We start from the raw sequence: 13,255 nt of genomic DNA, 5'->3' as shown, positions 1-13,255 counted from the left end.
CCCAGTTTGTTTGATTCGCCATTGCAGGGAGAACAACCGCTCCGAACATTTTCGATAAAATTTGATCTAGAAAACGTAAGCCTTCTGAATTCGTAATGCTCAACAAGCCGCTGTCCCGATACGCTTGATTTGTCACTTCACCCATACCGGTTTCTTTCCAGTTCGGCCACTGAACACTGATGATCGGCACATGTTTCTGATGTGCTTCTGCAAAATAATCCATATAGCTATTGGCCATCGCATAGTCAGCTTGTCCCGCCGAAAGCTCCGGAATAATGGCTGAAACAGAAGAAAATAAGACAAAAAACTGTAAAGGCTCGTTACACACATGGCGATATAACGTTGTAAGACCTGACACCTTAGGTTCCAGCACCCGCTGAATATCATCTGAAGTTTTTCGGATAAATGCCAGCGTATCCATATCCGTCAGACCTGCACAATGAATGACACCGCCAATCGGTCCTAATGTTCGCTTGATATGTTGCAGCGTTTGCTCAACCTGAGCATCATCAGATAACGTCAGTGACAGCATCTCCACCTGTACACCCTTCGCTTCCAGCTCCCGCACTGCCTGGATTTTCTGGGCAACTGATGTGTTCGAGGTGTCAAAACGAGTCCATTCCTCTCGCGGAGGAAGCTGTTCTCGTCCGGTCAGCACCAGTTTTTTCACTCCATAGCACTCTGCAAAATGACGGGCGCATAATAGTCCGATGCCTCGTGTGCCGCCTGTAATGAGAAGCACATGATCTTTCGGGAAGACCGTGCTTTGTTCCGTGGCCTTACCTGTTTCCGGATGAGCTTTTAGAAAAGCTTGGTACCGTAAACCATCTCTGTAGCAAACCTCGGCATCATGAGAATCGGAATAAAACTCATCAGCGATCAACTTCGCGAGACGGCGATGATCAGTAACCTCCTCAGCATCCATATGCCTTGATATAAGATGGCTGTACTCGCATTGGAGCATTCGATACAACCCAGCCCGTGAGGCGCCAGCCATCCGGACAGATGTGTTTTGAAACGATTCGAGCCCCTTCGTCACACAAAGCAGCCTGAGCCCCTCTTTATGCCCGAATTCAACCAGTCTTTGCACCCATTCAATCCAATCCAGCCGGCCCTCATCATCCCTACCGCATCCGATGACATCCACTAGGCCGTCAAACTCTTTCCAATCAATGTCTGACTGATCATTTTCTATCCGGCTCACATCTAATAAGAGATGATTCGGAAAATACGAAGACAATTCTGCTGCTAAATCTGCTGTCTCTTGATTGCACAGGATGGCAACGGTTCTTGTCCCCGGCACTGCTGAGCCAATTGGACTCAAACTCCATTGTTTCGTCAAAAAGCATGCAGCCCGATCTTCAATTGCATTAACCAGTTCTTTTTTGTCTCTTTCTGAATGTTCCTTTGCCGGCACCCAATAGTGATCCTTCGCAAACGGATATGAAGGGAGGCTGATCAGGCGCGGTTTGGTCTCTCCGTATAATGTGTTCCACTGGATTGAGACCCCTTTGACCCATAAATCAGCAAGTTTGGCGTATTTTCTTTTTCTGATCCAAGCATCAAGTGCCAACGCCATATCTTCATCCGCTGTAAAAATAGTCTGGGTCTCTTTATTTCGATGAGACTGTCCCCGGAAAAATTCGTCTGTTTCTTCCTTACCGTCAACAAACGCCTGCAGTTTCTCTTCAAGTTCCTGCATCGTCCCCGCAACACACGCCAGACGCTCATCCATTTCCTCGCGCCCGACCTGCAGGGTGTAAGCGATGCGGTGCAACTCCTGATCTGTATATTTTTTATTGCGAATCGCCTGAAGCAATTGCGAAGCACGATCCATCAGCCTGCTTTTATTTTTAGCCGACAGCACAATCACGTTTGGCTGTTCTGTAGCCGTGTGTTCTGAATTGGCTTTTGGCATATATTCTTCAATCACAATATGCGCGTTTACTCCGCCAATCCCAAACGAACTGATTCCGGCACGGCGCGGAAGCTCGTTTCCGTCACGATCTGTGACAGACTTCCATTCCTGTTTTTCCTGAACGATGTAAAACGGACTGTCAGTCAGCTGAAGATAAGGATTAAGCGTCTCGCAATGCAGGCTTTTCACTAACGTTTTATGCTTCATTTGCAAAAGCACTTTGATCAAACCGGAAATACCGGCTGCTAGCTCTAAATGACCGATATTGCTTTTAACTGAGCCGATGCCGCAACGGTGATCCGGAACATCCGGCTGGCTCTCGCCTCTCATATTGGATAGTTCCTTAAACGCAGCTTTCAGCCCATTTATTTCAATCGGATCGCCCAATTCCGTCCCTGTTCCATGTGCTTCGATATATGTGACAGTGCTTGGATCTATGCCTGCTTGGCGATATGCACGCACCAACAAATCAGCTTGTGCTTTCGGATTAGGCGATGTCAGGGTATTGGCTCTTCCGCCGTGATTTTCCGCCGTCCCCCGAATAACGCCGTAAATATGATTTCCGTCGCGCTCGGCATCTTCCAGCTTTTTCAACATGACCATTCCGACCCCTTCGCCTCTGACATAGCCATTCGCATCGGCAGAGAAGGTTTTACACCTGCCGTCTTTGCTGAGCATCCCCGCCTTGCTGTAGCTAATATGCGCCTCCTCGGTTAAGATCGTATTCACGCCTCCAGCGATCGCCATCTCACAATCACCGTTTTGCATCGCAGTCACAGCACGGTGAATGGCTACAAGAGAACTGGAACAAGCCGTCTCTACTGGCTCGCTCGGACCATGAATATTTAAAAAATAACTCATTCTATTCGGGCCTACCGAAGGAATCATATGACCTGTAGCAGCATGGCCTTCAATTGGAAGATTCGCTCTATGGAATAGATCTTTATAACCGGTGTTTCCCGTACCGATAAAGATACCAGTCCCTGTACCCGAAAGGCTTTGCGGCAAGCAACCCGCATCTTCCAATGCCTTCCACACGTATGTCATTAACAAGCGCTGCTGAGGGTCTACATAATCAGCTTCTCGCGGCGAAATACCAAAAAACAACGGATCAAACTCTGCGACACCATCAATAAACCCACCCCATTTGATGTTGGTTTTATTGACGTCAGTGTCTGGGTTTCCATAATGCTCCCGCCAATCCCATCGATCTTTTGGAACTTCTGTGATGCTGTCTTTTCCTTCTTCTAGGTTTTTCCAAAATTCGTCTATATCCATAGCGCCAGGGAACCGGCCGCTGATGCCGACAATTGCAACCGGCTCAAAATCGGCAGCCTGCTTTTTGTTTCTTTCTGCTTTTGCAATAATAGGCTGTGTAAAGCGGCGCTTTCTACGTGATGTGATTTTCGGCGCTTCAGATGATTTTGTCTGTAACTCTTCCTGCCCCTCTGGTTTTTCTCGCTCCTGAACCAGGGTGTCACCATGTTCAACGGTCAAATACTCAGCCAGGCTGTGGATGCTTCCATATTCAAAGAAAATGGTCGGCGTTAGCTCCAACTGAAATTCTTCGTTAATCTTGTTTGTAAAGACCGTAAATGTAACGGAATCAAATCCGTATTCACTCAGCTCTGTATTGACATCAATATCTTCACTATTTACTTTTAAAATTGCACTGACCATGTTGCTTAATGATGCCTCCAGGCTGCTTAAACTGTGCACTAAGTTTGTTCTTTCATCTTTGCCTTTAGCAGTAGCATCTTGATTCCATTCGCCCTGATACGCAGCAACTACATATTCAGCCAGGCTTTGGACGCTACCATATTCAAAGAAAATGGTCGGTGTTAGCTCCAACTGAAATTTTTCGTTGATCTTGTTTGTAAAGACAGTGAATGTAACTGAGTCGAATCCGTACTCACTCAGCTCTGTGTTGACATCGATATCGTCAGTGTTTACTTTCAAAATTGCGCCAATCATTTGGATTAAGGCTGCTTCCAATTTTCTAGTTTGTCCTTGATCCTGATCCGCCTTTCTCTGATCGTTCCGCTTGGCTTTCGATCCTGCGGAAAGCAGTTTTTGCTTCATTTTCTGAAGCTGTCCTTCCATCACAAAAACTTGCGGCTTATCAGATACTATCCCTTGATAAAATGCTTTCAAGCCACTATCTGTCGGCATCGGGACCATTCCCGTCGTTTTCAGCATTCTCTTTTCATCTTCAGCGCCGACTTGCATACCGCCTTCTTCCCATAACGGCCAATTGAAGGAAATGGTGGAGCCGAATCTCTTTTTTGATGCCGCAAGAGAACGGCGGTATTCAGCAAATGCATCCATAAACGAATTGGCTGCCGCATAATCGGCTTGTCCAGCGTTTCCTAAACATCCCGAAAGAGAAGAGAAGAAAATGAAAAAGTCCAATGGGAAATCCTTGCTGCATTCGTCTACATGTAACAACCCGCTCACTTTTGGCTGCAACACTTCTTGAAACTCTTCATTCGTTTTATGAATGATGAAGCGATCTTTAATGCTGCCTGCACCGTGAATAATTCCATTGAGAGTGCCATATCTTTCTTTGATTTCCTCCAAAAGATGACGAACCGCATGCTGATCACTTACATCAGCCTCCCGATAGACAACCTCCGCTCCGATGCTTCGAAGAGCCTCCAGCTCGTTTTCCTTATCCTCACTTAAAACAGATCGTCCCGTCAGCACAATAGTAGACCGGCCAGTTCGATTGGCAATTTCCTTTGCAAACAGAAGGCCTAAGCTTCCTGCTCCGCCTGTGATTAGATAAACGCCTTCGTCTCTCCACGGCATGTGAAGCATATCAGCTGAAGGAAGCACCATTTCCCTCCAGCCTTTCACAAAACGGTGTCCAGCCTCATATCGAATCTGTTTGTCAAATGGTCTCTGGCTGTCGTCTTTCAGCTTGAGGTGAAGGTCTATCATCTCTTCAGGTTTCTCAATTTCGATGACCTGAGCAGTCAGTTTGCTGAACTCTATTTCTGCTGTTTTAAACAGACCGGAAACGCCGGCAAACAATTGCTTCTCTTTTTCCAGCGGAACAATCGCTTGAATGATGATACGGCCTGCAGAAAGTTCACGGACCTTGCTTTGCAGGAGTTCAAAAATGTTCTGCATGTAACATTGATAACGTTCAGCAATATGTCCTTCAGCTTCGTTTAGAGTAATCACACGGACATCTTTCATGTGGGAGGCAATGCTGTCTGTGACACTTCGTTCAGTTTCGAAGAGAACAATGATATGCTCCGTGTACGAAGGATCTTCGTCCTCTCGTTCTTCATTCTGTTTTTCCCACACCGGTTCAAGCATTAAGCGTTCGTACCGTGTTGAAGGCTTTGAAGTATGAACCTCCCCTTCTAATACTCTCGTTGAGAATCCTTTGATCCTGACACATACGCTTCCACTCTCGTCAATGACATCGATATCCGCTTTCTGAACAACCCCTCCGGAGTGATCGCTGTCACTTAAGCGAGCATAAGCCCACATAGAAGAAGAACACCCTTTGATCACCTCAAGCTCCTCAAGCGCAAATGGCAAAATCAGCTTTTGATCCGTCAATTCCTGCATGATGCATATTGTTGCTGTCTGCAAGGCGGAGTCCATGATACTTGGGTGCAGCACAAACTGTTCATTCGTTCCAGAAACGATTTCCGGAAGCTGCAGCTGCGCCAAAACCTCTCTGTTTCCTATATTCACATTCTTAATTCCTTGAAAGGCCGGACCATGGAACATTCCTCTGCTTCTGCCTTCTTCGTAAAATTGATCAGGCGACATCTTTCCTTTGCCGCAGCGGCGTGACATTTCAGTGAGGTCTGCGACTGGCGTTTCGGCGGCAGATGCCAGCTCCGCACTGCCTTGACTATGAATAACAGGGTCGTCCCCGTCTTCCTGTGTACTGTAAATGTCAAAGGTGATTTTTCCATCTTCTTCAGGGAAGAGACTGATATCCACTTGAGCTGAATGTCTGTCAACCACAACAGGCTGAACCCAGACTGTATGATTCAATCTGATTCTGACATCTTGGCCAATTTCACTTCCTGCCGCCTGGTTTATAGCCGCGTACGCCATTTCAAGGTACGCAACACCAGGAAGCACAGGCTTTCCTCTTACCACATGGTCTCTCAGGAAAAATTCGTCACCAGTGAAAACCGAACTGAATTTCTGTTCAGAAAAATCAGATGTATTCTGATGAAGCAATGGATGAATAGAGCCGATCCCTGTCTGATTTCCGGATATCTGCGCCACCGGTTTGCGGTCATCCTGCGACGGCCAGTATCGTTCCTTTGCAAATGGATAAGTCGGCAGACTCATTCTGTTTGGGCGCTCACCCTTGTAAAGCTGCATCCAATCTATATTCGCTCCCTTGCTCCACATTTCTGCAAGCTTGTTTACTTTTCCTTTGGCCATCCACTTACGTATGAGTTCAGCGCTGTCCTCATCCTCCGTCAGCCATGAAACCTCTCTTGCATTGTGCTTACTTCCTTGAAAACAGCCTTCAATCGCTGTTTTACCATTGATAAAATCTGTGAGCCTCTGTTTTAACTCATTTACATGATCGGCAATAAAGACAACGCGATGCTCCATCGCTTCGCGCCCCACCTGAAGGGTATACGCAAAATCAGGCAGCTGGCTGTTCTCAAGCCCTCTTCTTTCTAAATAGGCCAGAATGTCTTCTGCATACTCTTGCAGCCTCTCTTTATTTTTCGCCGAGATCGGGACGATGCAGGTTCCGTCTATCTTTCCCTTATCTGAATCCCTTTTGAATTGTTCAAAAATGGCATGGGTATTTGTCCCGCCAAGCCCGAACGAGCTAAGTGCAGCCCTGTGCGTTTTGATCTCACGGCTTAACGTTTTCTTTTGATCGACGACGTAAAAAGGAGAGCTGGCTAAGTCTGTATTTGGATTCGGCTCCTTATAATTGATACTCGGTGCAAGCTCTTGATGATAAAGACTCATCACAACCTTAATGCAGCCCGCAAGACCGGCGGCTGTATCTAAATGTCCGATATTGGTTTTCACCGACCCAATGCCGCAAAATTGCGTTTTATTTGTATATTGCCTGTAAACGTTTGTTAAAGCCGCCAGCTCGATCGGGTCCCCCAGCTTCGTTCCGGTCCCGTGTGCTTCTACATAGCAGATGGATTCAGGCTGTATCTTCGTTTGATTCATGACCTGTTGGACCACGTCAGCCTGGCCTTTAACGCTTGGAGCATAAAAGCCGACTTTGTCAGCGCCGTCGTTATTTACACCAATGCCTCTCAGCAAGGCATAGATATGATCCCCGTCCTTTACAGCATCAGCTGCTTTTTTCAGCAATACAACAGCAACGCCCTCACCGCCTATCATTCCGTCAGCTGAAGCGTCAAAAGCTTTAATATGTCCATCACTCGAAAAGTTCAGCCCAGGCTGATGCACATATCCGATATTTGACTCGGTATGCAGCGTTGCACCGCCAACTAAAGCATAATCAGATTCACCCGACAGGAGGCTTTTATAGGCAGAATGCAATCCAATCAGAGATGATGAGCAGTTGGCATGAACGAAATAGCTTGGCCCTCTCAGCCCGAGCTTATGAGAAATCATTGTCGGGATCGTCCCACTCTGTGCAAGCACCCACGAAACATAGCCGTCCGGCGTCTCTAGGCTCTCTGTTGTATCTGACGGCAGCAGCGCGCGATAAGAATTATTGCTTGCCGACATAAAAACACTGGTTTGCGGAATCTGTCTCGCAGCATAACCGGCATCTTCTATTGCTTTCCATGAATGAGTCAGCAGCATCCGAAGCTGAGGGTCCATAAATTCAGCGTCTTTAGGAGAGATTTGAAAGAAGCTTGGATCAAATCTGTCTTTCCCCTCAATTGAAGCTTTAGCCGGGACATAGTCGGCATTCTCCGCTATCTCCTTTGAAATGCCAAAGCGCTGAAGCTCTTCTTTATTGAAAAACGCTATGCTTTCCTTGCCGTCTCTGAGGTTCTCCCAAAATTCATCATGATTTTTTGCCCCTGGAAATTCACACGATATGCCAATAATCGCTACACTATCGTCATAATAGTCTGGGAGATCACTCATCTCGGTAGACTGATCTTCTATATGAGCTGCCGGGTCTGTCGGCATATGGTCACTTGCATCGCCCATTCGCTGTTCAGTGATGTACTGGCTGATATTTTTAATGGTTGAATACTCAAACAGGTCTGTGACAGAAAACTCACAGGATAGTTCATGTTTGATGCGATCAGCCACAGTGACCGCGAGAAGCGAATCCCCGCCCACATCGAAAAATCCGTCATCCCATTCAATGTCACTCGTTTTCAGCACTTCCTGCCAAATGGTAAAAACAGTATCCTGAATGTTCTTAGGAGAGGTCTGCCTTTGCTTTAGCTGCTCCCCTGATAAATCGATATTCTTAAGGCTGTTTCTATCTATCTTTCCGTTCGGAGTTAACGGCATATGATCAAGCTGAATAAAATAAGAAGGCACCATATAGGCAGGCAAAGCGTTTTTCACAAAATGACGCAGCTCTCTCGCTGTGAGAGAAGCATTTGCATGTTTAGCTGTATAATAGGCAGCTAGGTTATCCATATCTGCGACCACAACGCATTCCAGAATGCCGGGATGCTCACTAAGCCTGCTTTCAATATCACCAAGTTCAATACGGAATCCGCGGATTTTTACTTGATTATCGATGCGGCCTATATATTCAATTCGCCCTCCCGGAAGCCAGCGGGCCATGTCTCCCGTTCTATAAAGCTTAGACCCAGGCTCAAAAGGGTTGTCAATGAATCTCGAATCCGTTAATTCTTCCTTTTTGTAGTAGCCCTTCGCCACACCGTCTCCTGCAATGCACAGCTCACCCGGGACACCTGCCGGCACTGGCGCGAGCTGAGAATCCGTAATATAGATTTGTGTATTGGCGATTGGCCTTCCTATCGTGGCATGAGAGCATTCATCGCTAATGCGCTGAACCGCTGACCAGATAGTTGTTTCGGTTGGCCCGAACATATTCCAGGCTTCACTGCCCGTATCTAAGAAATATCGTTTTAATGTCTCAGGAAATGCTTCGCCACCGCATAAAATTTTCACGCTCTCTTCATTTTCCCAGCCTGAATAAAAGAGCATCTTCCACGTAGCGGGGGTTGCCTGCATCACTGTCGGTTTGATCGCGCGGATGTCCCGTTTCAGTTTTTCAACGTCTTTTGTATGCTCCGTTTGACAAATATAGCAGTGTGCGCCCTTTATTAAAGGCAAAAATAATTCCAGAGCTGCGATATCAAAACAGTAGGTTGTGACAGCAAGCATTTTATCCTCTGCCGTAAGACCTGGTGTTTCCCCCATCGAAACGAGAAAGTTTGTCAAAGCTTTATGCGGTATCATGACACCTTTTGGCTTTCCTGTGCTGCCGGATGTATAAATGACATATGCCAAGTTCTCCGGCGTGACAGTGCGTGTAAGCACTTTTCGATCAGAGGCTGTTTGAGCAATTTCATCCCAATCTTGATCTAAAAGAGCTGTTGTGACACCGTTCCAACTCAACGTATTTACTAATTCTGATGTCGTCAGTGTAATGAAAACTTCACTGTCCTCAAGCATGTATTCTAATCGTTCAGCCGGATAGGACGGGTCTAGTGGCACATACGCTCCCCCAGCCTTGAGGATCGCTAATAAACCCACTAGCATGTCCAGCGATCGATCCACATAGATCCCCGCCAGACGGTCAGGACCCACTCCATGCGCCTGCAAATAAATGGCCAGCTGTGTGCTTCTTTCATCAAGCTCCCGATACGTCAATGTTTGACCTTCATAGCTGACAGCCCCTCTATCAGGCGTCTTTTTCGCCTGCTGCTCAAACAACTCATGAAAAGTTATATATGGATACGTTTTTCCTGTGGCGTTCCATGTTTTGAGAATCATCTGCTTCTCTGCCTCAGGTAATAAAGAATACTCTTTTAAAGGCTGAAAAGGATTCAACATCGCCTGCTCTGTTACATAAACAAAATGGTCGAACATGGCGGATATAGAAGCCGCATCAAACAGCCCAGTATTGTACTTGATGTTCAGCTCCATTTTTTCTTCTGTTTCCCACAGTTCAAATACTAATTCGTATTCGCCCTCTTGGTGAATACACTCAACGAAATCGACAGAAAAGAAGTCAGCATAGCGGCTCAGCAAGCTTTGATAGCTTCCGGATTGAAGAAAATTCTGATAGAAAAAAGCGGTTTGAAATACCGGTGAACCTGCTTGACTGCGAGGAATATTCAGATCCCTCACCATTTTTAGAAAAGGATATGCTGCATGATCAAGTCCATCCAATATCGTTAATTGCAATTTTGAAATAAAGCTAGAAAAAGTGTCTGCCGGGTTCAGCTCACTCCGAATCGGGAGCATATTGAGAAAATGTCCAATGGCATCATCAAATCTTTCTTCCGGCCTCACCATGGCCGGCATGCCGACGATCTGTTCTTTTTGGCCTGTGTAACGGCCAAGCAGCATCATATAGCAGCTTAAGAATACCGTCGTGACATTTACAGAATGCACTTTCGCAAACGTTCTGATCTGATTCATGAAGCCGCTGGACAGCCGCCTGGTGTATGTATCCTCTCTAAACTCAGAGACTGAACTTGCGCTGACCTTAGGCAGCTGAAGATTCGGCAAAGTTCCCGATAGCTGTTTCTGCCAATATGTACGATGCTTCACACCGTCTTTGCCGGCAAGCATGTTTTTCTCCCATGCCGCAAAATCATGATAAATGGCAGGAGAAACAGCTATTTCCGGCTGCTGTCCTTTTAAAAGAAGCTGATAGGTATCAAACAGACTGCGTATAAATGTGACAGACGAAACTCCGTCAAAAATCAAATGGTGAATGACAACTAATAAAAAATGCTCTTGTTCAGATCTGAAAAAGCTCATGACACGCACTAACGGGCTGTTTTCCTTTACATACGGTTCCTTTACTTTCTTTCTAAGAAAAGCAGGAATATCAGACTCTTTCAAACTTGAGATATTTTCTGTCTTGATTTCAATTGAAAGTGCTGGCTCATTTTTAAGAAATGGCACTCCATCTTTCTCTTGGATGACGTGCTTTAAGATTGGGTACTGATTCAATACAAGGCCAAAAGCCTGCTGGAATGTTTCATGGTGAAGCCCTGACGAAAATTTAAAACAGAGAGGTACGTGATATGCACTTTTTTCGGGTGACATTTTTTGCAATGTCCATAATCCTTTTTGAACCTCAGAGAGAGGCTGAAAAGTTGCCTGACTCCTTTCCGGTTCGGTTTTATATGTGTCCGTGCCCTTTTTGTCAGCAGACAAACTGCTGAGGTCATCATGTTCTGATAGATAGCTGGCTAAGCGTTCAATTGTAGGATATTGATGTATCTCTCTGGCTGTTAGTTTGATATGGTAGTTTTTCTCGATCGATCGAATGAGCTTCATCATCTTGATAGAATTCACACCAAGACTTTGGATATTTGCATTTGGCTCCACCCAATCGCGGGAAACATGCAGCTCCTCAGTCAAACAGGTGAGCAGATGCTTCTGTATTTCTTCCCTTACTCTTTTCACATGGTCTGCTTGCTGTATCTCCTCATCCTGGACCGCATCGTTCATCCGATTGGGTTTATGTAGCAAGTGGTCGAACTCTCCATTTTCAAATGAAGTTTTTAGCTGGGTGCGCTGGATCTTTCCGATAGCCGTTTTTGGAATCTCTTCTTTTTGTACAGGCAGCAAATATTCCGGGGTGACTCCGATCACCTGTGAGACATGGGATTGTATGTTTCTAAGAAGCTGAGACATCTGCTCATCATTTAATTTTGCGGAAGTAACAAAGAAGATAGCCAGCTGATCTGTTGAATTCTGGCCCAGACGGACAGCGCAAGCAGCAGTATAAGAAGTTTCAATTTCAGATAATTCTTCAACTGCAGACTCAATTGCATGACTGTAATAATTAATGCCGTTAATGATAATTGCATCTTTCGTACGGCCTGTTATGGTTAAGCGCCCGTTTCGCAAAAAGCCAAGATCTCCGGTTTCAAACCAGCCGTCTTCTGTAAACACACTCTCATTCAAATCAGGCCGCTGGTAATAACCGCTAGTAACAGAAAGACCCGAGACTTGAAAACGGCCGATCTCACCCTCTTCAACCAATTCATTATGGTCATTCACAATTCTCATAGAGAAGCCGGGGATTGGAGAGCCTATTTCAACAAAATGATCATCATCACTTGTTCCAGCCCGGGTAAATTCATGAGAAAAAATAACGCCCGATGAAGTTTCGGACATTCCCCAGGCAGGTCGGATGGCGTCAGCAGGCAGTCCATGTGGTTCTAAAAGCTCAAGTATTCTGCGCCCTACCTTGGCTACCATTGCTTCACCGCCATTGAGCATGTATCGCATTGAAGACAGATCCCATTTCCTATCTTTTATTTCTTCTGCAAAATCAGTAACCAGACCAAACGCAAAATTCGGCGCCCACGTAACAGAAGCTCGGTAATGATCAATCCAATCCAGCCATTTCAACGGCTCCATTAAGATCGTTTCGCTTGAGACGTTAATTTCCTGACAGCCAAGATAAACATCCCGCAAATGCAGCATTCCGATCCCTCCGACATGGTCAAACGGCATCCAGTTAAACGTAATATCCTCTCTGGTGAAGCCTTGCATTTGAATAATCCCTTTCACCATGCTCATAATGTTACGATGATTAAGCATAACTGCTTTGGGCGTTCCCGTACTGCCTGAAGTCAGCAATAAAAGCGCTAAGTCTTCAGGACTGGATTGATGCCAATCTGTGTCCGCTTCAGCGCTGAGCAGATCCTCTACAATAATTGCCCTGAACCCTTCAAGCCCTTGTTCTTTTGCCCAATCGAGCATTTCCTGATGCATCCCCCGGTCCGTAATCACCGCTGGCTTATCAAGAAGCGTCCATGCGTCTTTCAGCTTTTGAGTGCCGCTGCTCGATTCAGCATACGTTGGCGGAACGGCTAATGGAGCCGGAACAACCCCTGTTAACACACACCCCCAGAACGCAGGGAGAAGCTGTGAATTGTCACCAAGCTGCAAAATCACGTTTTGTTTTGCTTTCAGGCCTGATTGGCGAAGCCCTTTTGCAATGCGCAGTCCATCATCCCATAATCGTCTGTATGATTGGTAAACTTCAGTTCCATCCGGCTGCAAATAAATGATTCCCTTTGTATCCCCAAGCTCCGCCGCCGTTCTGTATAAAACTTCAGGTATTGTTGCCGGCTGCTTTTCAGATATATGTAAAGGCTCACCATGACTGACAGAAGGATTAGCTAAAATGCGGATATTATCATTATTTCTCAT

1 protein-coding gene (only partly in view) is annotated in these 13,255 nt (G+C 46.0%); it reads right to left on the bottom strand.

Annotated elements, in window-relative coordinates; genetic code table 11:
• Positions 1 to 13,255, bottom strand: partial view of a polyketide synthase PksJ gene (pksJ, locus tag NSU05_RS09060; protein WP_339204649.1) — the 5' portion only. It extends 1,874 nt beyond the left edge of the window; 13,255 of the gene's 15,129 nt are visible here — the first part of the coding sequence; its start codon is at positions 13,253 to 13,255; its stop codon lies off the left edge, out of view.

This window comes from Bacillus sp. EU52 (genome assembly GCF_037964975.1).
Classification (GTDB): Bacteria; Bacillota; Bacilli; order Bacillales; family Bacillaceae; genus Bacillus; species Bacillus subtilis.
Note: the sequence above shows the minus strand (reverse complement) of the source record. Positions and strands in the feature narration are given on the sequence as shown.